The sequence below is a fragment of the Kribbella polygonati genome (genome assembly GCF_050320105.1).
Classification (GTDB): domain Bacteria; phylum Actinomycetota; class Actinomycetes; order Propionibacteriales; family Kribbellaceae; genus Kribbella.
On the sequence record NZ_CP190129.1, the window covers coordinates 6371093 to 6395514 of the forward strand.

The following is a 24422-nucleotide window of genomic DNA, read 5'->3' on the forward strand; positions in this document are numbered from 1 at the left end:
CGAGGGGTTTCGGTTTGCTGGGGTCAGCTGACCACCGGCGCGAGGCCGGCGGAGTTGGCGACCGCGTCCGGGTCGCCGCAGATCGTCAGCCAGTTCGCGAGCATCCGGTGGCCGCCCTCGGTGAGCACGGACTCCGGGTGGAACTGGACGCCCTCGACCGCGAGCTCGCGGTGCCGGGCCGCCATGATCACGCCGGCCTCGGTCCGCGCGGTCACCTCGAGTACGTCGGGGACGCTGTCCTCGGCGATCGCCAGCGAGTGGTACCGGGTCGCGGTGAACGGCGACGGGAGCCCGGTGAGTACGCCGGCGCCCTGGTGGAACACCTCGCTGGTCTTCCCGTGCAGCAGCTCGTCCGCCCGCCCGACGACCCCGCCGTACGCGACACCGATCGCCTGCAGGCCGAGGCACACCCCGAAGATCGGGACCTTGCCGCCGGCTTCCTTCACGATGTCGACGCAGGCGCCGGCCTCTTCCGGCGTACCGGGACCGGGGGAGAGCAGCACCCCGTCGTACTCCGCGGCCTGCCAAGGGGTCACTTCGTCGTTGCGCAGCACGGTGGTGTCGGCCCGCAGTTGCTGCAGGTACTGCACCAGGTTGTAGACGAACGAGTCGTAGTTGTCGACGACGAGGATCCGCGGCATGCGGTCCATTGTGACAGCTATCGTCCAGTCACGGACGGGCTGACCGAGGGAGTGTGCGGGAAGCCCGGCACGGTCGCGGTCTGCAGGTCGAGCGTGCCCTCGTAGGCCGGCATCTGGATCGAGGACTGGTTCTTCACGTCGTACCCGAGCTGGAACTTCACCACGTAGTCCTGCAGGTTCTGGATGTACTGCGAGTCGTCGAGCGCCTTCTGCAGCTTCCGCCGATCGCCGATCGCGGTGATCTGGTACGGCGGCAGGTACGGGACGCCGTGCAGCACGACCGAGTTGCCGACGCACTTCACGCCGGTGGTGGAGATGACCCGCTGGTTCTGGATCGTCATCGCCTCGGCACCGCCGGCCCAGAGCGCGTTCACCACGGCCTGGATGTCCTGCTGGTGGATGACCAGCCAGTTCTCGTCGACGTCCGGGTTGTCCTTGACCACCTCGGGCGGCGCGTCCCGGAGCGTCACGGTCAGGCCCGGGCCGGTGACCGGGCGGGTGCCGACCTGTTCGGACAGGTCCTCGAACTGCTTGGCGAGCTTCGGGTCGATGGACCCCTGCTGCGCCTGCAACGCCTCGATGTCGTGGGTCAGCGCCGCGTGCTGTTTGACCAGGCTGGCGCTGCGCCGGCTCTGTTCCTCCACGAGACCCGCGAGCGTAGTGTTACGGCTGGGTCGCAGGTCGGTACCCCGGGCGTTGGTGGCACTGGTCGCGAACAGCAGACCGGCACACATCAGCGCCAGCGGCGCGCCCACGCGCCACAGTGAAATCCGCCTCAACCTACGCACCCGTGATCTCCACATTGCTCTCTGCACTACGCTAGCGCGGGACCGGACCGGAACAGGTCCTGCTGCGGTCAGCTTATGCGTCCTTACAAGGAGTTCAGACGTGCCCGAGTCGAGCAGTCGCAACAAGAAGAAGACCGAGAAGGTCAAGGCCGAGAAGACGCCGAAGAAGCCACGTACCCAGTCACGCGTCTGGGTGGCGCCACTGATGCTGGCGTGCTGGCTGCTCGGTCTCGCCTGGCTGGTCGTCTTCTACGTGGCCGGCCAGGACATCCCGGTGATGAAGGACCTCGGAAACTGGAACCTGCTGATCGGCATGGGCTTGATCGCGGTCGGTTTCGTCGTCTCGACCCAGTGGGTCTGACCGCTCACTCCTGCTCCGCACAGACCTCGACCGGGCCCACGGGCGTCCCGGTCGAGGTTCTTTTTTGCCTCGACCCCAGAGTTATCCACATCCGCGTCCCCAGGTGTGCACACGGATTTGTGGGAGTTATCCCCAGGTTGGGAGTTAGTTCTCCACTGAATGTGTCCAAAACTGGGCCAAATCTGTGGATAACTCAGGTTTGGCTGCTGGAGTTTCCACATCGTTCAGGTTGGCAGCGGGCGGTTGTCCACAATCTTCTTCATCACGATGGTGGAGGTGAGGCGCAGTACGCCGGGCAGCCGCGCCAGGCGCTCGTCGCGTAGCTTCTGGAACGACTCCAGGTCCGCGGTCGCCACCCGGATGAAGTAGTCGGGCTCACCGAACAGCCGCTCCGCGTGCACCACGTCCGGGATCGCCGCGAGCCCCGCCTCGAACTCGGCCACTGCCCCTTCCCGGTCGATGGTCACCGCGAGCAGTACTTCGAACCCGTGCCCGACAGCCGCGCCGTCGACCACCGCGCGGTACCCGCGAATCACCCCGGACCGCTCCAGCTCCCGGAGCCGGCGGTGACACGGGGCCGCACTGAGCCTGACCCGCTGCGCCAGTTCAGTGACGGTCAGCCGACCCTCGGCCTGGAGCACGGCAAGGATCTGTCGGTCGATGGCATCCACGGCAAGAATCCTATCGCCAGTGCCGGATTCAGAGCATGAATTCGCACAAATCGTTCAAGCGGTCAGACGTAATCTTGCTCCATGCTCGACTTCCTGCCCATCGCCGCCGCCTGTTTCGGCATCCCGCAGTACCTCCCGCAGATCCTCAAACTGCGGCGCACTGGCGACACCGCAGGAGTCTCCTGGGCGTGGGCGACGCTGACGAGCATCAACAACGCGGCGTGGTTCGGCTACTTCATGGCCTCGGGCTACTGGACCGCCGGCCTGCCGTCGACCGCGGCATCGACGCTGGCCGGCACGCTCTCCGTCCTCCTGGTACGCCGCGGCGCGTTGAACCGTCGCGCGATCGGATGGATCTCCGCGTGGTCCGCACTGCTCCTGCTCGCGGCGATCGTCGGCGGCCGGATCGGCTTGGGCACCGTGCTGGCCGCCGCGTCGATCGTCCAGGTCACGCCGTCGTTGTGGACGGCGTACCGAACCGCGCGGCCGACCGGCATTTCGGCCGGTACCTGGAGCCTGGTCCTCGGCGAACTGACCTGCTGGTTCGTGTTCGGCCTGCACAAGGCCGACACCCGCCTGATCGTCCTCGGTGCCACCGGCGTGCTCGCGAGCATCCTGATGCTCGCCCGCGCCCGCCGCGCGGGCGTACCGTCGAAATGCCAACTTGCGGCCTGAGAGACGGGGAGGGTCTCACCATGTTCGTTCAGGTCATTCAGGGCCAGGTCACCGACGAAGCGCAGGCGCATGCCGCGATGGATCGGTGGATGGAAGAACTCGCGCCCGAGGCAACCGGCTGGCTGGGGACGACCGCCGGTGTCACCGCGGACGGGCAGTTCATCGCGCTGGCACGCTTCGACTCCGCCGACGCCGCGCGGCGGAACAGCGACTCACCGGCGCAGGACAAGTGGTGGCACGAGTTCACTTCGCTGCTCAGCGGCGATGCCACCTTCCACGACACCGAGGACGTGGTCACCGACATCCACGGCGATCCGGACTCGGCCGGCTTCGTCCAGGTCATGCAGGGTGCCGGCAGCAACCCGGAGCGCGCGCGTGAAGTGATGGGCCAGCACCGCGACGAATGGGCCGTCTTCCGGCCGGAGATCATCGGCAGCGAGGTCGCCATGTACGACCAGGGCGACTACACGATGGCGATGTACTTCACGACCGAGGCCGAAGCCCGCGAGGGCGAGCAGAAGCAGCCTCCACCGGAGCTGCAGGCGGACATGGACGAGATGAACAGCCTCGCCTCCGGCCCGCCGGCCTTCTTCGACCTGAAGCACCCCTGGCTGTACTCACCGAGGTAAAGGCGGCTCGAACGGCCCGCGACGGATCCCCGTCGCGGGCCGTTCCGCGTCTACGTACAGATCTACGTAGACATAGGCGGAGAGATCTGCGTATAGTTCTACGTAGGAGGAGAGCGATGCCCAACAAGACGATCTATGTGTCCGACGACGACCTGCCGCTCTACAAGCGTGCGCAGGAGATTGCCGGGAACCTGTCCTCGGCGATCTCGATCGCGTTGCGCAAGTACGTCGAGATGGAGGAGGGGCGCCTCGAGGGGTACGACGAGATCACCGTGCGGGTGGGCCGGGGGACCGGCCGCAAGCAGCGGTTCTCCGGCGTACTGCTGGCCGAGGGCGGCCGGTCCAGCAGCACCGGCTACGAGGCCTTCCAGGTCTACCGGAGCCGGACCGGGAAGTTCGTCCTGCACGCGGATCGCCGGAACCAGTTCAAGCAGGGCGCCGACGACGAGCGCTACCTGACCGGCTGGCGCTCCTGGGTCGGCAACTGGAGCAGCGACCAGTCCTGGAGCATGGCGCAGGGCGAGGCCACGCTGTACGTCGTGGACACCGTCGAGGAGCTCCGCGCGCTGATCCCGGAAGACCTCTACGAACTCGTCGAGGAGGCCGCCGAACAGCCGGCCGTCGAGGACCTCGACATCTAACTGAACTTCACACCACCGGACGCCCCTAGCTGAGCGCCCGGGCGGTCAGACACGCCCAGATCCACCCATCGAGCCACTGGGCCGGTTCCCCCTGCCCGAAAGGACCTCTCATGTCACCAGCGATCGACGTCCGCGGACTGCGCAAGTCCTACGGCGACAAACTCGTGCTCGACGGCATCGACCTGAACGTTGCCGAAGGCACCATCTTTTCCCTGCTCGGCCCGAACGGCGCCGGCAAGACCACCGTGGTGCGGATCCTGTCCACCCTGGCCGCGGCCGACGCCGGCGAGATCCGGGTGGCCGGCCACGACCTGGCGAAGGACCCGGAGGCGGTCCGGGCCGCGATCGGTGTCACCGGCCAGTTCTCCGCGGTCGACGGCCTGATGACCGGCCGCGAGAACCTGATCCTGATGGCCGACCTGTACCACCTCGGCAAGCAGGAGGCCCGTCGCCGGGCGGACGAGCTGCTCGAGCAGTTCGACCTCACCGACGCCGGCAAGAAGCTCGCGATGACGTACTCCGGCGGCATGAAGCGCCGGCTCGACCTGGCGATGACGCTGGTCGGCCGCCCGCGGATCATCTTCCTGGACGAGCCGACGACGGGTCTCGACCCGCGCAGCCGGCACAGCATGTGGACGATGATCCGCGACCTGGTCGCCGGCGGCGTCACGGTCCTGCTCACCACGCAGTACCTCGAAGAGGCCGACCAGCTGGCCGACCGGATCGCGGTCCTCGAACACGGCCGGCTCGTCGCCCAAGGTACGGCGGAGGAGCTGAAGCGGCTCGCCCCGGGCGGCCACATCCGGCTGCGGTTCACGTCCCCCGAGCAGTTCACGCTCGCGGGCCGGGTGCTGCCGACCGCCGTACCGAACCACGAAGCCCTCGTGCTGCAGGTGCCGAACGACGGCAGCGTGCACGCGCTCCGCGACCTGCTGGCCACGATCGACGACGCCTCGCTCGAGGTCGGCGAACTGACTGTCCACACCCCTGACCTCGACGACGTGTTCTTCGCCGTCACGGGTCAGCCCACCGAGAAGGTCACCGCATCATGAGCTACGCACTCCAAGACACGTCGACGATGCTCCGCCGCACGCTACGGCACGCCCAGCGGTACCCGGGCCTGTCCCTCGGCGCCCTCGGGATGCCGGTGATCATGATCCTGCTGTTCGGCCTGGTCTTCGGCGACACGTTCGCGCACGGCCTCGGCGGTGGCGGCGGGCGCCGGGAGTACATCAACTTCCTCACCCCGGGCATCCTGCTGATGTCGATCGCGTCCGGGACGATGTCGCCCGCGGTCGCGGTCTGCATGGACATGACCGAGGGCATCGTCGCCCGATTCCGGACGATGGCGATCTTCCGGCCCGCCGTACTGACCGGGCATGTGCTCGGGAACGTGCTGGTGACGATCGTGAGCCTGGCGCTCGTGGTCGGGTTCGCGATCCTGATCGGGTTCCGCCCGGACGCGTCCGTCGTCGACTGGCTGCTCGCGGCGGTGCTGATGATCGCGTTGACGTTCGGCCTGACCTGGTTCGCGATCGCGCTCGGGCTGACCAGCAAGACGCCCGAGGCCGCGAGCAACGTGGTCCTGCCGATCAGCCTGCTGCTGCCGTTCCTGAGCAACACGTTCATCCCGCTGGACGCGATGCCGGGCGCGATCCGCTGGTTCGCCCGGTACCAGCCGTTCACGCCGATCATCGACACCCTGCGGCACCTGCTGCTGGGGACGCCGATGGCGAGCGGCAACGGCTGGCTGGCCGCCGGGTGGTGCGTGGCGATCGCGATCGTCGGCTACTTCTGGGCCCAGAAGAACTACAACAAGGGGACCGTGGCCTAAGACGGTGCACCCAGCAGGTTCGCGCGGGTGCGGACGTGGGCGGGGACCAGCAGGTCGCAGTCCGGGTTGTTCTCCGGTTCGCCGGCGACGACGTGGAGTGGGATGACGCCTGTCCAGTACGGCAGGTCGAAGTCCTCCTCGTCGTCGTTGGCGGCACCGGACCGGGTCTTCACCGAGGCCTCGGTGAGCGAGAGGGCGAGGACGGAGGTCTTCGCCAACTCCTTCCGGTTCGGCGGCCGGACGGCGAGCGAGCGGCCCGGGACCAGGTGGTCGACGATCCGGTTCAGCCCGTGCAGCTTCTCGTCCGGGTCGGTGACCAGCCGTGGTACGCCGAAGATGACCGCGGACCGGTAGTTCACCGAGTGGTGGAACGCCGACCGCGCCAGCACCAGCCCGTCGGCGTGCGTGACCGTCGCGCAGACGGTCTGCTCCGGCGCGGCGACCATGCTCCGGGCGGCGACCGAGCCGTGCAGGTACAGCGTCCCGTCCAGCCCGCGCTCCAGGTCCACGCCGTACGCCGTCGGCAGTACGACCGGATCGCCGTCGAGCACGACGCCCAGATGGCAGAACATGCCGTCGAGCAACACGTCGTACAGCGCCTGGCGATCGGTGGCGGCGCGTTCCTTGGAGCGGCGGAGGGACGTCCGGGCAGTCGGCTGCAATGTGGTCATGCCTCCAGGGTCGATCCGCAGTGGCCTGGCGGCACGGGCCATTCCGCGACGAATCAGCTAGTCCATTCGCGCAGCGGGACCGCCGGGCGGACGACGTGCCGGCGCCGGACCGGCAGGCCCAGGGTCGGGTTCACGACGCCCCAGGCGGCGCCCTTGCAGATCGACTCCTTGTAGACCGCGGCCACCCGCCCGGTGAGCGCGGCGTTGACCGCGCGGTCGTCGCTGGTCACGTACTGGATCAGCCCGTCCTTGCGACCCAGCGAGATGCATTGGTTGAAGTACGCCAGCGGCGCGTGCGGGAGCTTGCCGCCGGTCAGCCGGGCCGCGATCGAGTCGGCGGCCTGCCAGGCCATCGGCTGCCCCGAGGCGCAGGACATCCGCAACGGCTTGTTCTTCGAGCCCATCGCGTACGCCGCGTCGCCGATCGCGTAGACGTCCGGGTGCGAGACGGACCGCATCGTCTGGTCGACCACGATCCGCCCGGTGTCCGAGACCTCCAGCGCGGTCGCCTGCACGATCGGATGTACGGCGAACCCGGCCGTCCACACCGTGACCGCGCTCGGGATCCGCGAGTTGCCGATCGCCACGTGATCGGCGGCGACCTCGGTGACCCGGGCGTTCTCGTGCACGGTGATGCCGAGCCGGTCGACGACCTTTCGCAGATGCCGGCGGCCCTTGGGCGACAGCCAGTCCCCGAGCCCACCGCGGACGACGAGTGCGACGTCGAGGTCGGGCCGCGACTCGGCGAGCTCGGTCACGAACTCCACGCCGGTCAGCCCACCACCGACGACGGTCACCGGCTGGTCGGCCGACAATGACGCCAGCCGTTCGCGCACCCGGAGCGCGCCGGGGCGGCTCGCGATCTGGTACGCGTGTTCGGCCGCACCGGGCACGCCGTGCGAGTTCCACCCGCTGCCGAGTGCGTACACGAGCGTGTCGTACTCCAGGTCCTCCGACTCCAGCGCGACCGTCTTGCGTTCGACGTCCACCGCGGTGACCTTCGCGAGTTTCAGGTCCACGCCGGTGCCGGCGAACAGGTCGGCGTACGGCCGGTGTTTCAGGTCGCGGCCGGTGGCGACCTCGTGCATCCGGACCCGCTCGACGAAGTCGGGCTCGGCGTTGACCAGCGTGATGCTGACCTCGTCGCGGAACAACCGGGCGGCGAGGCGGCCGGCGGCGACGGCTCCGGAGTACCCGGCGCCGAGGACGACGATGCGGTGCTTCATATCCGTGCTCCTGTCTGCTGCGGTGTCGACCCTTGAACCGGGCAGCCCGCCGGTTCATGACAGGAACACGCTGTGAAGCAGCTCACAGGATGGTCAGCAGCGGCTCTCCGTGCTCCGCGGCCGCGAACAGTTCGGTCGCGCGGGCCAGCTTGTCCGGGTTCGCCTGGGTGCGGACCGAAGCGATGCCGTCGGCGGTCACCTGCACGCAGATCACGCCGATGACCTCGCCGTTCACGAGCACCACCAGCGCGGGCTCGCCGTTGGCCGGCCAGGCGTAGACCTCCGCCGCACCGCCGACGTACAGCCGTTTCGCGTCGGTCGGCTTGAAGACACCGCGCAGGTAGCGGGCCACCGCGAGGGCGCCCTCGACCGCGGTCGTCCGGGCCGGGACCTTGCCGCCGCCGTCGCCGACCGAGACCGCGTCGGCGGTGAGCAGCCGGACGATCGACTCGGTCTGCCCGCTGGTCGCGGCGAGGATGAACTCGTCGACGATCCGCCGCGCCGCCGCCTCGTCGACCTCGGCCCGGGCGCGGCCGTCCGCGAGGTGCTGCCGCGCGCGGCGGAACAGTTGCTGGCTGGCGGACTCGGTCAGCTCGAGGATCTCGGCGATGTCCCGATGCGGGTAGTCGAACGCCTCCCGCAGTACGTAGACCGCCCGCTCGTTCGGTGACAGCCGCTCCAGCAGCGTGAGGACGGCGTACGACACCGACTCGCGCTGCTCGGCCGTGTCCGCCGGACCGAGCATCGGGTCGCCGTCGAGCAGCGGCTCCGGCAGCCACTGGCCGACGTACGTCTCCCGCCGCGCGCGGGCCGAGGTCAGCTGGTTCAGGCAGAGGTTGGTCAGCACCTTCGTCAGCCACGCCTCGGGTACGTCGATCCGCCCGAGGTCCGCGGCCTGCCAGCGCAGGAACGTCTCCTGGACGGCGTCCTCGGCCTCGGCCGCCGAACCGAGCAGCCGGTACGCGATGGCCTCGAGCCGGCGCCGGGACCGCTCGAACCGGGACACGTCCTCCGCGGTCATGGCCATGCTGGAATCCTAGACGCGTGCAGAGTTCGCTGCCGCTGACGATCGACCGGGCCTCCGGGGTGCCGCTGCACCTGCAGGTGGCCGAGCAGTTCCGCGCTGCCGTCCTGGACGGCCGGTTGCAGGCGGGGCACCGGCTGCCGTCCACGCGGGACCTCGCGCGGGAGCTGTCGGTGTCGCGGTCGGTGACGCAGGCGGCGTACGACCAGTTGCACGCGGAGGGCTGGATCGAGGGCCGGACCGGCGCGGGCACCTTCGTCACGGACGTCGTACCCCTGCAGCCTGCCGTCCGGCGTCGTACGGCGCACCGGAAGGACGCCGACGCCCGGTTGCTGACGTTGCGGCCCGGCATCCCGTACATCGCGCCGACGCCCGACCCCGGCTGGCGGCGCGCCTGGCGGGAGGTGTCCACGCAGTCCCCGCCCCGCGGGTACGACGACGCGCCCGGCCTGCCCGCGCTCCGTGCCGCGCTCGCGGACCACGTCGCGCGGGTCCGCGGGATCGCCTGCGGGCCGGAGAACGTGCTGGTCACGAACGGGACCGTGCACGGGCTGCGGCTGCTCCTGACCGTGACGCGGCGACCGGGCGACCGGATCGCGATCGAGGACCCCGGCTACCTGAACGCGGTCGCCGCCGCGCGCGACCACCGGTTGGAGATCGTCGACGTACCGGTCGACGAGGACGGGCTGCAGGTCGCGGCGCTGACCGGCGACGCACAGGCCGTGTACGTGACGCCGTCCCACCAGTACCCGCTCGGCGGCCGGCTACCCGTTGCCCGGCGCAACGAGCTGGTGCGCTGGGCACGCCGTACCGGCAGCCTGTTGATCGAGGACGACTACGACAGCGAGTTCCGGTACGACGTCGCGCCGCTGCCCGCACTGGCCCAGCTCGACCTGGACCGGGTCGTCCATCTCGGCACCCTGTCGAAGACGCTCAGCCCGGCGCTCCGTCTCGGCTGGCTGGTCGCGTCCGAGGCGATGGTCGACCGGCTCGCCCTGCACCGCGAGGACACCGGCGACTGGCCCGCCTGGCCGATGCAGGCCGCCCTGCTCGCGATGCTCCGCGACGGTTACCTGGACCGCGTCGTCCGACGCAGCCGCCGGCTGTACGCGGAACGCCGTACCCACACGTGCGAGATGCTGGCACCGTACGGCCAGGTGATCGGCCAGGACGCCGGCCTGCACATCACACTGCTGCTCTCCGGCAACACCGACGACCGCCACATCGCCGCCGCAGCAAGAGCGGCCGGCGTCGTGGTCGCACCCCTCTCCGAATACCGCCGCAGCACCCCCGGCCCACCCGGCCTGGTGATCGGCTACGCAACCCCGTCAACCCCCGACCTCCACCGCGCACTGACGATCCTGACCGACGTCCTCAGTCGCCGTTGAACCGGTCGCGGCCTACGGCTGCAGGGGATTCTGTGCGAGTGGTGGTTGTACTACTGGGACGTCGCCGTGCCAGGTCAGCTTGGACAGCCACATTGTGCGGCCCTTGGGGTCGGTGCCGGGGTGCTTCGGATCCCAGGCGTGGTAGACGAACCAGTCGCCGAGGACCATGTTGTGGCCCGGGCCTGCGGCGTCGGGGGAGGTGGAGAGGATCGGGTCGCCGGACTTCACGCACGGTCCGGTCGGGGACTCGCACAGTGCATGGCCGACGGCGTACGTCGCTTTGTCGTAAGCGTTTCCGGAGTAGAACAGGTGGAACTTCCCGTCCCGCTCGACCATGTACGGCGCCTCGACCAGCGCGCCCTCCCACGGCAGGTCCTGCTTGATCATCCGGTGCACCGGGCCGACCAGCATGAGACCGTCGTCGGACAGCTCGGAGACGTAGATCCAGGTGTCCACACCGATCGCGTTGCCGTCGTTCTTCCAGTACAGCCAGCGCTTGCCGGTCGAGTCCTGGAACGGCGACGCGTCGATCGACCCGCCCTCGTCGGCCTGACTGATCAGCGGACTAGTCGATTTGTCGACATATGGACCTTCGGGCGAGGTCGCCACCGCGACGCCGACCGCCTGCCGATCGGCGGCGGCGTCGCGGGACGTGTAGTACATGACGTACCGGTCCGGGCCGTGCACCGCGACCTCCGGTGCCCAGACCCGGCCGGGGATCGTCCAACCCGGCACCGCCGGCAGCGCGTCACCCACCGGCTGCCACGACACCAGGTCGCGGGAGGTCAGCGTCTGCACGTTGCCGAGCGGTCCGTTGGTCGCGAACGCGTAGTACTCGTTGCCCACCGCAATGATCTGCGGATCGGCGAAACCACCGTCGTACACCGGGTTGGAGAACATTCACTTGCTTTCGTAGAAGTTGAGGTAGTCGAACGTCGCGACCGGCGGCGGGTTCGCGCCGGTGAACTCGCCGTGCGCGTAGATGCCGATCTTCGCCGCGGACGGCAGCACCCAGGACGCGCCCCAGGTCCAGTTCTTCCCGTCCACCGACGTGCCCGCGCGGTACACGTGCTCACCGGCGGCGTTCTTGTGGTACGCGAGCCGCATCCACAGCGTCGGCGCCGACCGGCCGATCGCGGCCGCGCCGTACGACGTGGCGCCGTCGGACGGGCGTGCGACGAGCTCCCGGCCGTACTCCGTCTGCCGGGTCTTCCAGATCGCCACGTTGCCGAGCCGGGCGAAGTCGTTGTCGTTGATGTACGCGATCATCCCGGCCTGCTGGTAGTTGCGGACATCCCCCTGCCCGGTGTCGAGGTGCAGCTTGGTCTCGGCGATCCAGCTGTCCCCGGCCGGCGTGGTGTGGAACAGCAGCCCGGCGTTGTTCGACGAGCCGGTCATGTCGGCGTTCTCCAACGGCCACGACAACTTGCCGTCGGCAACGGTCGCCTTGTCGTCCTTGCGCACCCAGGACCAGTCGGCCCCGAGCGTACCGTCGAAGCTGTCACCGGTCAGCAACTTCCCGGTCCGCGGCACCGCCACCATCTTCTTCACAGGCTTGGCGACGGACCGCACGGTCAGGTTGTCCACCTCAGCAGACCCCACCCACCGCACAGGTGCCGCCTTGAGCTCCAGCCCGGGTACGGCGAGCTGCGCCTCCCCGTAGACATCTCCTAGGCCGGCGTCATTCAGTCGTGCCGTCACGGTGGATTCGGAGACTTGTACCGACAGTTTGTTCCACTGCGTACGGTCGAAGTCCGCCGGCAACTGCACCGAAGACGTACGCCGGCCGACCGTCACCGTCAGACGATTGTTCGCGACAGTCGTCACCACCTGATCGCCTAGAACCGTGGTGAAGGAGGTGCCTAGTTTGGCGTCTGCTTCCACCCGGAGGGGGCCGTCCGGGGCGGACTGGCGGGTTTGGGCGGCGCCGTTGATGGTGGCGGTGGGGCCGCCGAGGGCGTCGCCCGGCTGGCGGGTGGCGCCCAGCAAACCGGCGGCCGGGTCGGTGGAGTCGATGCCGAGTGCGGAGCCGGTCGCCGGTGCGGCGACCGGGTTCTCCGACGGGCCGGCGCCGGCGTTGGTGCGTGGCCAGCCGTCGATCCAGTCGATGTTGTCGATCAGCATCGGCCGCCGGTTGATCCCGAACGGCGTGGTCAGCCACGACTGGTTCCGGTCGATCGCGTGGTAGACGATGTGGTCCTGCCCGGCCGCGTCGGTGATGAACGCGTGGTGCCCGGGTCCGATCCAGCGGTTGCCGTTCTGGGTGATGACCGTCGTACCGCCGACCCGCGAGTCGGTGAGCGCCGCGCCGTCGGCGTCGAGGAACGGGCCCTTCGGCGAGCGGGAGCGGCCGGCGAACACGGAGTACCCGGTGGTGGGGCCGGCGCAGCAGTTCATCGACGAGCCCATGAAGTAGTACCAGCCGTCGCGGTAGACGACGTACGAGCCTTCGTAGCGGTCGCCGATCGTGACCTGGGTCGGCGTACCGACCGCGTGCATGCCGTCGGGGCTCAGTTCGGTGACGGAGATGCCGCCGTAGAAGCCGCCGTAGTACAGGTAGCGCTTGCCGTCGGCGGCGGTCAGCATCGCCGGGTCGATGGTGCCGAGATAGCCGCCGTTGCCGTCCGGGCGCGGTGCGACGACAGGGCCGCCGGTCGCGGTCCATGGACCCGCAGGCGTCGGGGCGGTCGCGACGCCGATGGCCGGGTCGCCGCCGGGGTTGGCGAGGGTGTCGGTGACGGTGAAGTACATGACGTAGTGACCGTCGAAGTACCGGATGTCGGGCGCCCAGAAGAACGAGCCGGGCGCCGCCCAGGACGGTTTCGTCTGGTCGTTGAAGACCGTGCCGAGGTACTCCCAGGAGCTGAAGTCCTTGGTCCTGGCCATGTGCATCAGGCCGAACGGGCCGTTCGCCACCAACGGGTCGGAGGTGGCGTACGCGTACCAGTAGCCGTCCCGGCCCTGGATGATCGACGGGTCGGCGAACGTGTCGGCGAAGCCGGCGGTGACCGGGTTCTTCGTGGTCACCACGGGTGCGGCGGTCGCGGCCGTCGTACCGGCGGCGATCGCGGCCACAGTCATGACTGCGGCGAGTAGTCGTTTCGGAGGCACGGGCGGGTCCTCTCTCGAACTCAACTGCTGAGTTGGATCACGTGCCACGATGCGGGCGGCAGCGTGGCACGGCAGACACCGTCGACAACGGCGGTGGTGTCGACGGCCCGGGGCTGGACCCGGTCCGGATCGTCCGCCGTGTTCACGGCGGTGCGGTCCTCGTCGTAGAGGGCGAGGTGCCGGACAAGCCGTCCGGTCACCGGGACTTCCAGGTCGATCTTGTCGGTCTCGCTCCGGTTCGCCACGAAGATCGCGGTCTCCCCGGTGGCCTCGTCGTACGTCGCGGTGCTCCACAACGCCGGGATCCGCCCGAAGGCGGCGGTCTCGAGGTCGGGTCCACCGGCGATCGCGGTCTGCAGCACGGTCGGGCCGGCGTACTGCGCGGTCAGCGCGAACGGGTAGAAGATCGTCTGCCGCCAGGCGCGGCCGCCCGGCTCGGTGCGGATCGGCCCGATCACGTTCACCAGTTGCGCGAGGCAAGCGATCTTCACCCGGTCGGCGTGCCGGAGCAGCGTGATCAGCAGGCTGCCGACCACCACCGCGTCGTCGACCGTGTAGGTGTCCTCGATCAGCGGGCCGGCCTCGCGGATGTCCAGGCCGAGCTCGCCGGGGAACTCCTGCTGGCGCCAGACATTCCACTCGTCGAACGACAGCGTCAGCTCCTTGTCGCTGCGCTTCAGCGCCTTGACGTGGTCGGCGGTCGCGATCACCGCGGAGATCATCCGGTCCATCTCCTCGGCGCAACCCAGGAAGCTGGTCTGGTCGCGGTCCTTCGGTTCGTAGTACGCGTGCAGGCTGATGTGGTCGACCAGGTCGTAGCAGCGTTCCAGGACGACACGCTCCCATTCGCCGAACGTCGGCATCCCGGCGTTGCTCGATCCGCAGGCGACCAGCTCGAGCCCGGGGTCGACCCGGCGCATCGCGTTCGCGGTCTCCTCGGCGATCCGCGCGTACTCCTCGGCGGTCTTGTGCCCGATCTGCCACGGGCCGTCCATCTCGTTGCCCAGGCACCAGGTCCGGATGTCGTGCGGCTCCGGACTGCCGTTCGCGACCCGCCGGTCGGACAGGGCGGTGCCGGCCGGCAGGTTGCAGTACTCGAGCAGGTTGACCGCGTCCCGGATGCCGCGGGTGCCGAGGTTCACGGCCCAGATCGGCCGTACGGCGGCCTTCCGCGCCCAGGCGACGAACTCGTCGGTGCCGAACTGGTTCGGCTCGATCGCCCGCCAGGCCAGGTCCAGCCGCCGCGGCCGGTGCTCCTTCGGGCCGACGCCGTCCTCCCAGCGGTAGTTCGAGACGAAGTTGCCGCCCGGGTACCGCACCGCGGTGACGCCGAGCTCGCGGACCAGGTCGAGCACGTCCTGCCGGAAGCCGTCCGGGTCGGCGCTCGGATGCCCGGGCTCGTAGATGCCGGTGTAGACGCAACGGCCCATGTGCTCGACGAACGAGCCGAACAACCGCCGGTCCAACGCACCGACCACGAACGCCGGGTCCACCACGAGCCGAGCCACAGGGCCTCCCCATCGACGTTTACAACGTTTAACGTGGATGTCTACAACGATTGACAATCGGTGTAAAGGGTTCGGCGGTGGGACACTCGGGCGACAGCTGCACGACAGGAGGTTCGGATGGCGACCAGGCTGAGTGACGTGGCCGCGCGGGCCGGGGTCTCGGTGAAGACCGTCTCGAACGTGATCAACGACTATCCGCACATCACCGCGCAGACCCGGGCCAAGGTCGAGGCCGCGATCGCCGCGCTGGACTACACCCCGAACGTCAGCGCCCGCTCACTGCGCAAGGGCCGCTCGGACTTCATCGCGCTGGCCATCCCGGAGATGGGCTCGCCGTACTTCGCCGAGCTCGGCGCGGAGATCTCCCGGGCCGCGAAGCGCCGCGGGATCACCGTGCTGATCGACCAGACCGAGGGCGAGGCCGCCGCCGAGCGGTTCGTGCTGGACGGGATGCGCGGGCAGCTGATCGACGGCATCATCTTCTCGCCGCTCGCGACCGCCCCGGCGAAGCTCACCTCGGTCGCGATCGGGAAGCCGCTGGTGCTGCTCGGCGAGCGCCCGGCCGGCGGGCAGTTCGATCGTGTCGCGGTGGATTCGGTGCAGGCGTCGTACGACGCGACCACGCACCTGATCTCGCTCGGCCGGACCCGGATCGCGGCCATCGGCGTCGGCGGCACGAGTACGGGCGCCGTCCGGCGGAAGGGCTACCGGAAGGCGCTGAAGGAGGCCGGACTGCCGCACGACCCGGCGCTGGAGCTGGCCGGATCGGGGTACCACCGGGCGGACGGCGCGGCGGCGATGCGCGAACTGCTGGCGTTGCCGACGCCGCCGGACGCGGTGTTCTGCTTCAACGACCTGATGGCTCTGGGCGCACTGCGGACGCTGGCCGACGCCGGGCTGAGCGTGCCCGAGGACGTCGCCGTGGCCGGGTTCGACGACATCGAGGACGGCCGGTTCCACTCGCCGTCACTGACCACGGTCTCACCGGACAAGGAGTGGCTGGCCGACAACGCGGTCGCGCTGCTACTCGACCGGATCACCGGCGACGACAACTCCGCCCACCGCGACCTGATCGTCCCGCACACGCTGGAGATCCGCGAGTCGACCGCCGGTTAGCGCTCCGGGAAGCCGGCGAGCTGCTTGGCCAGGTCGTTCTGGGTCTTCCCGACCCGGCCCGCCAGCGTGAGTACGGCGTTGCGCACCGGGCGGATCGGGCGGGGAACGTTGGCGAGCCGGGTCAGCCGGTGCGCCAGGCCGATCACGCGGACCGCCTCGGCGCGGCTGTTCGTGGCGTAGGTGTCGAGGCCCGACTCGTCGCCGGCGAGCGCCTGCGAGAGGGCGTCGGCGAGCGCGACGGCGTCCCGCAGCCCGAGGTTCATGCCCTGACCGCCGGCCGGGCTGTGCGTGTGGGCGGCGTCGCCGGCCAGTAGCACGCGGCCGGCGCGGTACTTGTCCGCCACCCGCTCGTGGATCCGGAAGCGCGAGCCCCAGACCACCTCGGTGACCTGCGGGTGCGCCCTGCGCGGGCCGCGGTCGGCCAGCAGCTGCTGCGCGAACGCGACGTCCGGGTGCTCCGGCGCGTCGTGCACCTCGGCCACCAGGCGGAAGCTCCCGTCCGGCAGCGGCGCCACCACGAGCATCCCGGCAGCCGCGAAGTACAGCCCGACCTCATCGGTCGGCAGGCCGCCCGCGACCCGTACGTCGACCAGGCTCAGCGACAGCTCGAGCGTGTTGCCGGGCATCCGCAGGCCGGCGAGCTCCCGGACCGTGCTGTGCATGCCGTCCGCAGCCACGACGTACTGCGCGTGGATCACGTCACCGTTGTCCAGCGTCACGTCGACGCCGTCGGCGGTCTGGCTTAGGCCGGTGGCGGCGTACGGGCGGAGGACCGAACCGCCCAGCTCCTGCAGGCGCTCGAGCAGGACCTGTTCGGTGACCGGCTGCGGGATCATCGTGACGAACGGGTACGCCGTGGGCAGGTCCGCGAAGCCGACCGGGATCAGCTGCCGGTCGCCGGACCGGACCGCGAAGTCCTGCAGCTCCAGGCCGAGGTCGACGAGCCGCTTCGTGACGCCGAGCTGCTCCAGGACCTCCAGCGTCCGCGGGTGGATCACGCAGGCTCGCGAGGTGTTCGCACCCTCGGCCAGCTTGTCCACGACCACCACGTCGTGCCCGTGCAGCCGCAGCCCGACCCCCACCGCGAGTCCGACCGGCCCGGCGCCCACCACGACAACCTCTGCGTTCATCGTTCCTCCCTTGCCAACACCTGTTGACTTTTACGCTAGGACCGCCCGCTCGAAAAGTCAACAAGTGTTGGCATATGCTGTTGGCATGGCGGAGAAGAAGTCCGATCGAACCCGGGCGGCGATTCTCGCGGCGGCCCGGGAGCGGTTCGGCGCGGACGGGTACGAGCGCGCGACGATCCGGGCGATCGCGGCCGACGCGGCGATCGACCCGGCGATGGTGATGCGGTACTACGGCAGCAAGGAGAAGCTGTTCGCGGCAGCGGCCGAGTTCGACGTTCGGCTGCCCGAGCTGCATGACGTACCGAAGGATCGGCTCGGGGAGGTGCTCGTCCGGCACCTCGTCGAGCGGTGGGAGGAGGACGACACGCTGCGGGTGCTGCTACGGACGGCGGTGACCAACGAGTCGGCGGCCGAACGGATGCGGCAGGTGTTCATCGGGCAGCTGATGCCGGCGTTCCAGCGCGCCTCGATCGACCGGCCCGCCGTACGGGCAGGGCTGATCGCGACGCAGGCGCTCGGCTTCGCGCTGTGCCGCTACATCCTCGAGCTCCGGCCGGTGGTCGACCTGACGACCGATGAGGTGGTCGCCTGGCTCGGACCAACCGTGACGCGCTACCTGACCGAGCCCTCGCCCAGCCAGGCGTGAACGGCGGGCAGTGTTTCGGCCAGCGACGGCAAGTGCGGGTGCCACTTCAGCTCCCACTCCAGTGAGAGCGGGTAATCGGTGCCGTCGAGCGCGGCCAGTAGGTCCTGGATCGGGAAGTCGCCGTCATCGATCGCGACGGGTCGATAGTCCTGCCGCGAATCAGCCTGCTTGAACTGGACGAGCTCCAGCCACGGCCGCAGCAGCGCGTACGACTCGGCCGCCGTCTCGCCGTGCGACCACGTGTGCGAGCTGTCCCAGAGCGCCCGCACCTGGTGGCCCGGCGCGTCGGTGTCGAGCAGCGCGAGGAACGCCGCGACCTGACGGCCGGTCGAGTGCGAGTCGTGGGTCTCGAACAGGATCGGCACGTCGCGCGGCGCGGACGTCACCCGGTCCAGCGCGCGGATCTCGCCGGCGCTCGGACCGTCCGGCGTACCGGCGTCGGTGTCCGTGTCGTCACCCGGGAAGACCCGGACGCCGAGCGCGCCGAGGTCGGCCGCCAGCTCCAGGTGCGCCTCCAGCGGCTGCTCCTCGACGGCGCAGAGCCGGACGTAGCTGCTGATCGCGAAGATCTCCAGCCCGGCGTCCTCGATCCTGCCGCGCAGCTCCCGTCGCTGCGCCGGCGTCAGACCGGTGTGGGTGAACTCTTCCGGAGCGGCACGCAGCTCCAGACCGGTGAAGTTGTTGCCCTTGGCAAGTGCCAGGACGTCGTCGAGTGAAGCTCCGGGACAACCGAGGGTGGCGAAACCTAAACGCATACGCTCTATCTGATCAGACCCAGCGGCCACGGCGCGGTTGGGTCCGCGGGCCGTTCGGCTGCTCGGGTTCGGCCGGCTGCTGCTCCTGCGGGTACTGGTACTCGGTCTGCTCCGGGTACTGCGACCCGTACGACTGGTAGCTCTCGTACGACTGGTTGCTGCCGTTCTCGTACGAGTAGCCGCTGTAGTCCGAGGTGTACGACGACGAGCCGTAGTCCGTGTAGTCGTTGCTCGGCGTGTACGTCGGCTCCGGCCCGTACGACGGCACCGGCGGGAGCGGCTTCGACGGAGTCAGGAAGTCGTCCTGTACGTCGTGGCTCGGCGCGGGCTCGTAGTACCCCGAGGACGCCGACACATGCGACGACGGCTGCGAGTGCTCGGACTGCCCGTAGACGGTGTGGTCCTGGTACGCCGACTGCGTGGTGTGCCCGGAGTGCGCGGCGTGCGTAGTGTGCGTGGTGTGGTCCCCGACGGCCGGCTGGATCGCCGACGGGCTGTCGACCGCGACCCGAGCGGCCCGGCGACCAGCGCGCGCAACGGGTGCGGGCTCGGGCTCGGGTGCGGTCTGTGCCTCCGCGGGGGAGGACGTCGAGGTGTAGTCCGACTCGTAGGAGTACGGCTCGGAGTAGCGGGCCGCCCAGTGCTCTTCCTGCGCGGGCTGCTGCGGCTGGTACGAGTACGGGTCCGGCTGAGCGGTCGGCTCCGCACGCCAGCTGCTCGCGGAACCGAGCGTGTCCTGGGTGATGGTGTTGCGGTACTCCTCCCAGGTCGGCTCGGCGGTGTACGACGTCTCCGCGGCCGGCTGCTCTTCCTGCCAGTCCTGGATCGGGCTGAACTGCTCGGTCGCGGGCCCGCCGTCGTTGTCCTGCCAGTTCTGCGCGGCCGGGGCGAACGGGCTCCACTTCGGCGCTTCCGCGGGCTGCTGCGGCTGGTGTTGAGGCTGGTGCTGCGGCTGCTGGGGGGCACCGCCGTACGCGGCCGGAGCGGCGGCGCCGTCGCCCGGGAAGCCCTGCGGCTGCTGCGGCGCGAACGGGCTCGCGACCGGAGCCTCCGGCGCCTGGGGAGCGAACGGGTTGTTCGACTGCATCTGCTGCTGCGGCGCGCCGGCCATCTGCAACTGCGGCTCGCGGACCAGGCCCAGCGACGGCGCGATCGGCTCCGAGATCACCGGCTGCTCGTCGGTGTCGTCGTTCGCGTACGACGGGACCTGGGTCACCTCGTACGTCGGGACGGCGCTCAACTTCGGGCCCTGGTCCCACCACGGCACCCACTTGCGAGTGGTCTGCATGTGGTTGATCTTGCGGATGATCATCGTCGCGGCGACCGCGGAGATCGCGGTCAGCACCAGCGACGCCGTACCCGCCATCGCGATCCCGCGCAGCGAGCCGACCGTCGCCTCCATCCACATCAGGAACCGGCGGACCACCACGTCGAACGCAAGCGCGCCGATCCAGGCCACCCACCAGACTGAGGTCAGCGGGGGAGTCCTGAACCGGCGCAGGTCGTCGGCGTAGACCGGGGTCTTCGGATCGCTGGCGATCCAGACGTCGTCCACGATCTGTTTCGGGTACCAGAGGTTCGGTCCGGGGACGAACCAGCTGGCCAGCACCCAGCCGTGGCTGCGGCGGTGGTCGGCCTGCGAGAAGACCTCGGAGTTGACCCGGACCCGCCACAACCAGATGACGAAGACGACCGCGGCGGCCACCGAGACGATGACGTTCGGAACGGCGGTCACCTTGGCGATCGCGTCCGCGCGGTTCAGATCCGCGTCGTCGACGTTCGGCATCCCGCCGAGGTAGCGGTGCACCACCGAGTACGTGTTCCAGTCGGACCAGGTGGACAGCAGATGCGTCACCGTGGACGCGCCCAGCAGGGCGACGGCGAGCTTGCCGACCGTCCCGATCTGCTGGAACTCCTCAGCCGCGTGCGGCTGCCACTCTTCCTCGTCCTCGACAGGGGTCATCAATGCCTGCGGGTGGCTCACGTCTCGCGTCCCTCGCGTTGCTGGAACTCCGTCGTCTGTCCGGCGCTTCGGCCCGGCCCTGCCCCCGCGTGACCGAGCCACATTGATACCACGAAGTAGGTAGGCCAGGGCAGTCGGCCCCAGCACAGAGGGTGTCGACTTAACGTGTTCTTTTCGTACGCCCATCACCATTGGTAACGAGGCACTGGGCAGGGCGTGACGGTTTGGTTTACCGCGCAGGTGGATGAAACCCGTTCTGAGGTGTCCCGAGCGCCCACCAAGGCACCCATGGGCGCATGCTCTGGAGCTCGTCGACGCGCTGGATCAGGATCACCGCGAACACCGCCGCGCCGGTCGTGAACAGCGCGGAGACGGAGGACAGTATGACGTTCGTCCGCAGGTCTCCCAGCTGCGACGCGCCGGAGAGAACGCCTCTTTGCACGATGTTTCCGGTCACCAGTCCGGTCACCCAGGTCAGCCACCACGCCCAGACCAGCCGGGTGCCCGGAACCTCCTTGAGTTCCGGGGTCAACGGATCGGTCCGCGGGTCGCTGGCCGCGACGATGTCGTCGACGACCTGCTTCGGGTACCAGAGGTTCACCACCGGCACGAGCCAGCAGCCGAGCACCCAGCCGCGGGTGTACCGGTGCTGGCCGCGGCAGAACATCTCCGCGTTCCACCGGACCCGCCAGAGCCAGACGATGAACACCGCCGCCGCCGCGAACAGCGCGAGCGCCGCGACGATCCCGAGCGAGCCGGAGATCAGGTTCGCCTCGGACCACCGGTCGGCGTTGTCGCCGTACGTCCGGCGGGTCCGGTACAGATTGAAGTCCGACCACGCGGTCGACCAACTCGTCACGGTGACCAGGCCGATCAGGACGGACGCACCGATACCCATCGCCCGCTCGGAACTGAACCAGCGGTCGAACGGCGGTACCTGTGCGGGCCGGCTCGGCATGGATCAGGCATAGCACAACACGGCGTGACCGGGCGAGAACATCAGGTTGCGGCCACTCCGTGGCGCTTTTCTGCCAGAAAGTGTCGGTGATCGCGGGGAGGATGGGCGTATGCACTGGTCCGTGGTCGACTCACCGATCGGCGACCTCACGCTCGCGGTCGACGAGACCGGGCTCTGCCGGCTGCACTTCGGCGGCACCGACCGGCCGCTGTCCGGCGACCCGCTGCTGACCGAGGCCGCCGAGCAACTGAAGGCGTACTTCGCCGGCGAGCTCCAGGAGTTCAGGCTGCCGCTGTCGATCCGCGGCGGGTCCGGCTTCGAGCGCGCGGTCTGGCAACAACTGACCCGGATCCCGTACGGCGAGATGCAGACCTACGGCGACGTCGCGAAGATCGTCGGCGACCTCGGCGCCGCCCGCGCCGTCGGCACCGCCTGCAACAGGAACCCGATCGCGATCGTGGTGCCGTGCCACCGGGTGGTCGGCGCCGGCGGCAAGATGGTCGGCTTCGGCGGCGGCATCCCGACCAAGCGGCACCTGCTCGAGCTCGAGGCCCGGGTCAGCTTCGAGACGATGTGGAACTAACGAAGATCTGACACCCGGGCAGGCCGTCTCGAGGCGCGACCGACATCCGTGGGCACTAACGTTTGAAGCGAGCGATTCAGTAGGTCCTCCCAAGCCCTTGGAAGACACATAAATGAACAAAGCCCGCACCACTGACCACCTGCACCCGGACCTCAGCGCGCTGATGGACAAGAGCGCCGAGGAATGGTCGGCCCCGGAGATCCAGGACACCGCCCGCGCGGCGCTCCAGATGCACGCCCCGGACCGGGAGCCGCTGACCTGGACCAGGCGGTTCAAGATCGTCCCTTGGCTGCACCGCAACGACGCGGTCTGCATGAGCTGCGGCGGCTCCTACCCGTGCATCACGCACCGGTACGCCACCCAGCTGCTGTCCGCCGGTCGCTACACGATGACCAAGGGCGAGGAACAGGAGCCGCAGGACGACTGAGAGCGTCGTACGCGCAAGGCGACGCCCCGGACAGACGAAGGTCCCGGACCCCACCTGGGGTTCGGGACCTTCGCCGTTGCGGTGGTGTCAGGAGTCGCTCGGGCGGCTCTCGCCCGCCGGCTTCCTGGTGGTGGTCTTCTTGGTGGCGCCGTTCGACGCGGCCTTCACCTCGTCCTTGGCGTCCTCCACCTTGGCCTCGGGCTTCGCCTCGGCCTTCGGTGCGTCCGCCGTCGGCTCTTCCGGCTTCGCGTCGGACTTGCCGTTCGACGCCGTCCCGTTGGACGCGGTGGTGTCGGCCGGGCGGGTCGACGTACCGGCCGGGGCGGAGCTGTAGTCGCGGCCGCTGGTCGGGGTCGACTGCCAGGCCGGCTCCGGCGGGGTCAGCAGCTTCTTCACCGCTGCCGCGGCCAGCGCGCCGAGGCCCAGGAACAGCGCCACATTGCGGAGCTTGTGGCTCTTCTTCTTCGGTACGTCGAGCTCGCCCTTGAGCGCGGCCTTGGTGGCCTTGCCCCGGCGGGTGGTCTCCTCGACGACCGGCTCGGCGGCCGCTGCCAGGGTGGCCAGTGCGGCGGTCACCTTCGGCAGTACGTCGTCGTTCAACCGCTCGCGGGCCTTCTCGGCCGCGTGCTCGGTGGCCGGGCCGACCTTCGCGAGTGCGTCGTCGAGCACCGGACCGGCCTTCTCCACCGCCTGGTGGGCCAGGTGTGCGCCCCGCTCGACAGCCTTCTCGGCGTACGGCGACACCTTCTCCCGTGCGGTGCCAACGGCCGGCGCGAGGTGCTCACGGACCTGGCCGACGGCCGGTCCGAGCTTCTCGCTCGCCGACTCGGCGAGCGGCCGGACGCGGTCCTTGGCGGCCTCGACCCGGTCCTTGGACTTCCTCAAACCCACGGTTCCCTCCTCGGTGCCGCCCGCCCCGCGGACAGCTCTCCCGCCCATCGGCGACATGGGCTTGTTTCCTGATGACAACTCTGGACAAATCCGGCTGCATCTGCATCGTACGACGTCACGAGCCGATAACCCTGTGCCCCCACCACCCAATCCCACACCTTCTTTGAACGGCATGACAGGATCGAGGGCGTAAGCAGTGGTAACCCGACTAGGAGTGACTCCCGTGGCCGAAGAGCTGTACGCGACCCTGCAGACGAACAAGGGCGACGTCGTCATCAGGTTGTTCCCCAACCACGCGCCGAAGACGGTGAGCAACTTCGTCGGCCTCGCCGAGGGCACCAAGGAGTGGACCGACCCGGAGACCGGCCAGCAGGTCAGCAAGCCGTTCTACGACGGCCTCGGCTTCCACCGGGTGATCGACGGCTTCATGATCCAGGGCGGCTGCCCGCTCGGCACCGGCACCGGCACGCCGGGATACCAGTTCGACGACGAGATCCACCCGGAGCTCCAGTTCGACCGTCCGTACCTGCTCGCGATGGCGAACGCCGGCATCCAGTTCGGGCACGGCACCAACGGCTCGCAGTTCTTCGTGACCGTGGTCCCGACCCCGCACCTGAACCGCAAGCACACGATCTTCGGCGAGGTCGCCGACGACGAGTCGAAGAAGGTCGTGGACGCGATCGCGACCGCGAAGACCGCGCCGGGCGACCGGCCGATCGACCCGATCGTGATCAACAAGGTCGTCGTCGAGCGTAAGAACGCCTGACACAGCTTCATCGTGGGGC

Annotated in this window: 26 protein-coding genes; 12 read left to right on the forward strand and 14 right to left on the reverse strand. The window is 69.4% G+C overall.

All coding sequences use genetic code 11. The features are described 5' to 3' along the window. Nucleotides 1-23 precede the first annotated feature (23 nt). Nucleotides 24-641: an aminodeoxychorismate/anthranilate synthase component II gene (locus ACQHIV_RS30185; protein ID WP_380190086.1), complete on the reverse strand. Its 618-nt coding sequence runs from the start codon at nt 639-641 to the stop codon at nt 24-26. A gap of 17 nt (nt 642-658) precedes the next feature. After that, the gene (locus tag ACQHIV_RS30190) at nt 659-1285 is read right to left on the reverse strand and encodes a DUF881 domain-containing protein (RefSeq protein ID WP_427887247.1); all 627 of its coding nucleotides are present in this window, start codon (nt 1283-1285) and stop codon (nt 659-661) included. 244 nt (nt 1286-1529) lie between these two features. On the opposite strand from ACQHIV_RS30190, the gene ACQHIV_RS30195 reads away from it, so the two are divergent. Then, nucleotides 1530-1790, forward strand: a complete 261-nt coding sequence (locus tag ACQHIV_RS30195; RefSeq protein WP_325039995.1) for a cell division protein CrgA — start codon at nt 1530-1532, stop codon at nt 1788-1790. Between the two features lie 224 nt (nt 1791-2014). On the opposite strand, the gene ACQHIV_RS30200 is transcribed toward ACQHIV_RS30195, so the two are convergent. After that, complete coding sequence (locus tag ACQHIV_RS30200) at nt 2015-2461, reverse strand: Lrp/AsnC family transcriptional regulator (RefSeq protein ID WP_427887248.1); 447 nt, start codon at nt 2459-2461, stop codon at nt 2015-2017. Nucleotides 2462-2542: 81 nt separating this feature from the next. Here ACQHIV_RS30200 and ACQHIV_RS30205 point away from each other — a divergent pair, with 81 nt between their 5' ends. The 5 genes from ACQHIV_RS30205 (at nt 2543) to ACQHIV_RS30225 (ending at nt 6240) form a co-directional block, all read left to right on the forward strand. Next, nucleotides 2543-3136 (forward strand): hypothetical protein, encoded by a 594-nt coding sequence (locus ACQHIV_RS30205; protein ID WP_427887249.1) that lies wholly within the window; start codon nt 2543-2545, stop codon nt 3134-3136. Nucleotides 3137-3156: 20 nt separating this feature from the next. Next, nucleotides 3157-3765 carry a hypothetical protein gene (locus ACQHIV_RS30210; protein ID WP_427887250.1) on the forward strand — a complete coding sequence of 203 codons (609 nt, stop codon included), beginning with the start codon at nt 3157-3159 and terminating at the stop codon, nt 3763-3765. Nucleotides 3766-3881: 116 nt separating this feature from the next. Continuing rightward, nucleotides 3882-4406 (forward strand): EXLDI protein, encoded by a 525-nt coding sequence (locus ACQHIV_RS30215; protein WP_141856749.1) that lies wholly within the window; start codon nt 3882-3884, stop codon nt 4404-4406. A 110-nt stretch (nt 4407-4516) separates the two neighbouring features. Further along, the gene (locus tag ACQHIV_RS30220) at nt 4517-5458 is read left to right on the forward strand and encodes an ATP-binding cassette domain-containing protein (RefSeq protein WP_427887251.1); all 942 of its coding nucleotides are present in this window, start codon (nt 4517-4519) and stop codon (nt 5456-5458) included. After that, nucleotides 5455-6240, forward strand: coding sequence for an ABC transporter permease (locus ACQHIV_RS30225; protein ID WP_427887252.1), 786 nt, complete (start codon nt 5455-5457; stop codon nt 6238-6240). The genes ACQHIV_RS30220 and ACQHIV_RS30225 overlap by 4 nt, the downstream gene beginning before the upstream one ends. Here the strand turns inward: ACQHIV_RS30225 and ACQHIV_RS30230 are convergent. The 3 genes from ACQHIV_RS30230 to sigJ all read right to left on the reverse strand — a co-directional run bounded on the left by ACQHIV_RS30230 (nt 6237) and on the right by sigJ (nt 9164). Continuing rightward, a complete protein-coding gene (locus ACQHIV_RS30230; RefSeq protein ID WP_427887253.1) occupies nt 6237-6911 on the reverse strand; it encodes a pyridoxamine 5'-phosphate oxidase family protein in 675 nt (224 codons plus the stop codon). The two genes, ACQHIV_RS30225 and ACQHIV_RS30230, sit on opposite strands and share 4 nt — an antisense overlap. Nucleotides 6912-6964: 53 nt before the next feature. Further along, nucleotides 6965-8137: an NAD(P)/FAD-dependent oxidoreductase gene (locus tag ACQHIV_RS30235; protein WP_427887254.1), complete on the reverse strand. Its 1173-nt coding sequence runs from the start codon at nt 8135-8137 to the stop codon at nt 6965-6967. Nucleotides 8138-8219: 82 nt separating this feature from the next. Continuing rightward, nucleotides 8220-9164, reverse strand: coding sequence for an RNA polymerase sigma factor SigJ (sigJ, locus tag ACQHIV_RS30240; protein ID WP_427887255.1), 945 nt, complete (start codon nt 9162-9164; stop codon nt 8220-8222). Between the two features lie 17 nt (nt 9165-9181). On the opposite strand from sigJ, the gene ACQHIV_RS30245 reads away from it, so the two are divergent. Then, the gene (locus tag ACQHIV_RS30245; RefSeq protein ID WP_427887256.1) at nt 9182-10549 is read left to right on the forward strand and encodes a PLP-dependent aminotransferase family protein; all 1368 of its coding nucleotides are present in this window, start codon (nt 9182-9184) and stop codon (nt 10547-10549) included. Between the two features lie 12 nt (nt 10550-10561). On the opposite strand, the gene ACQHIV_RS30250 is transcribed toward ACQHIV_RS30245, so the two are convergent. From ACQHIV_RS30250 to ACQHIV_RS30260, 3 genes are read right to left on the reverse strand one after another with little or no spacing between them, the layout of a single operon-like run. Beyond that, nucleotides 10562-11449, reverse strand: coding sequence for a glycoside hydrolase family 43 protein (locus ACQHIV_RS30250; RefSeq protein ID WP_427887257.1), 888 nt, complete (start codon nt 11447-11449; stop codon nt 10562-10564). Then, nucleotides 11450-13660, reverse strand: coding sequence for a family 43 glycosylhydrolase (locus tag ACQHIV_RS30255; protein WP_427887258.1), 2211 nt, complete (start codon nt 13658-13660; stop codon nt 11450-11452). It abuts the gene before it with no gap. A 20-nt stretch (nt 13661-13680) separates the two neighbouring features. Beyond that, nucleotides 13681-15168, reverse strand: coding sequence for an alpha-N-arabinofuranosidase (locus tag ACQHIV_RS30260; RefSeq protein WP_427887259.1), 1488 nt, complete (start codon nt 15166-15168; stop codon nt 13681-13683). 117 nt (nt 15169-15285) lie between these two features. On the opposite strand from ACQHIV_RS30260, the gene ACQHIV_RS30265 reads away from it, so the two are divergent. Then, nucleotides 15286-16284 carry a LacI family DNA-binding transcriptional regulator gene (locus ACQHIV_RS30265; protein WP_427887260.1) on the forward strand — a complete coding sequence of 333 codons (999 nt, stop codon included), beginning with the start codon at nt 15286-15288 and terminating at the stop codon, nt 16282-16284. On the opposite strand, the gene ACQHIV_RS30270 is transcribed toward ACQHIV_RS30265, so the two are convergent. Continuing rightward, complete coding sequence (locus ACQHIV_RS30270; protein WP_427887261.1) at nt 16281-17414, reverse strand: FAD-dependent oxidoreductase; 1134 nt, start codon at nt 17412-17414, stop codon at nt 16281-16283. The two genes, ACQHIV_RS30265 and ACQHIV_RS30270, sit on opposite strands and share 4 nt — an antisense overlap. 85 nt (nt 17415-17499) lie before the next feature. Between ACQHIV_RS30270 and ACQHIV_RS30275 the strand changes: the two genes are divergently transcribed. Then, on the forward strand, nt 17500-18060 hold the full coding sequence (locus ACQHIV_RS30275; protein ID WP_427887262.1) for a TetR family transcriptional regulator: 561 nt from the start codon (nt 17500-17502) through the stop codon (nt 18058-18060). Here ACQHIV_RS30275 and ACQHIV_RS30280 read toward each other — a convergent pair. The 3 genes from ACQHIV_RS30280 to ACQHIV_RS30290 all read right to left on the reverse strand — a co-directional run bounded on the left by ACQHIV_RS30280 (nt 18027) and on the right by ACQHIV_RS30290 (nt 21736). Then, nucleotides 18027-18815, reverse strand: a complete 789-nt coding sequence (locus tag ACQHIV_RS30280) for a sugar phosphate isomerase/epimerase family protein (protein WP_427887263.1) — start codon at nt 18813-18815, stop codon at nt 18027-18029. The genes ACQHIV_RS30275 and ACQHIV_RS30280 overlap by 34 nt on opposite strands. Before the next feature lie 13 nt (nt 18816-18828). After that, entirely contained in the window at nt 18829-20778 is a 1950-nt protein-coding gene (locus tag ACQHIV_RS30285; RefSeq protein ID WP_427887264.1) for a DUF4328 domain-containing protein, read from the reverse strand. Between the two features lie 229 nt (nt 20779-21007). Beyond that, nucleotides 21008-21736: a DUF4328 domain-containing protein gene (locus ACQHIV_RS30290; protein WP_427887265.1), complete on the reverse strand. Its 729-nt coding sequence runs from the start codon at nt 21734-21736 to the stop codon at nt 21008-21010. Between the two features lie 109 nt (nt 21737-21845). On the opposite strand from ACQHIV_RS30290, the gene ACQHIV_RS30295 reads away from it, so the two are divergent. Together ACQHIV_RS30295 and ACQHIV_RS30300 are read left to right on the forward strand one after the other, a co-directional pair. Continuing rightward, nucleotides 21846-22319, forward strand: a complete 474-nt coding sequence (locus tag ACQHIV_RS30295) for a methylated-DNA--[protein]-cysteine S-methyltransferase (RefSeq protein WP_427887266.1) — start codon at nt 21846-21848, stop codon at nt 22317-22319. 112 nt (nt 22320-22431) lie between these two features. Then, the gene (locus tag ACQHIV_RS30300) at nt 22432-22746 is read left to right on the forward strand and encodes a hypothetical protein (protein WP_427887267.1); all 315 of its coding nucleotides are present in this window, start codon (nt 22432-22434) and stop codon (nt 22744-22746) included. An 87-nt stretch (nt 22747-22833) separates the two neighbouring features. Here ACQHIV_RS30300 and ACQHIV_RS30305 read toward each other — a convergent pair whose 3' ends face one another. Then, complete coding sequence (locus tag ACQHIV_RS30305) at nt 22834-23637, reverse strand: hypothetical protein (RefSeq protein ID WP_427887268.1); 804 nt, start codon at nt 23635-23637, stop codon at nt 22834-22836. Between the two features lie 223 nt (nt 23638-23860). Between ACQHIV_RS30305 and ACQHIV_RS30310 the strand changes: the two genes are divergently transcribed. After that, nucleotides 23861-24403, forward strand: coding sequence for a peptidylprolyl isomerase (locus ACQHIV_RS30310; RefSeq protein ID WP_427887269.1), 543 nt, complete (start codon nt 23861-23863; stop codon nt 24401-24403). Nucleotides 24404-24422: the final 19 nt, after the last annotated feature.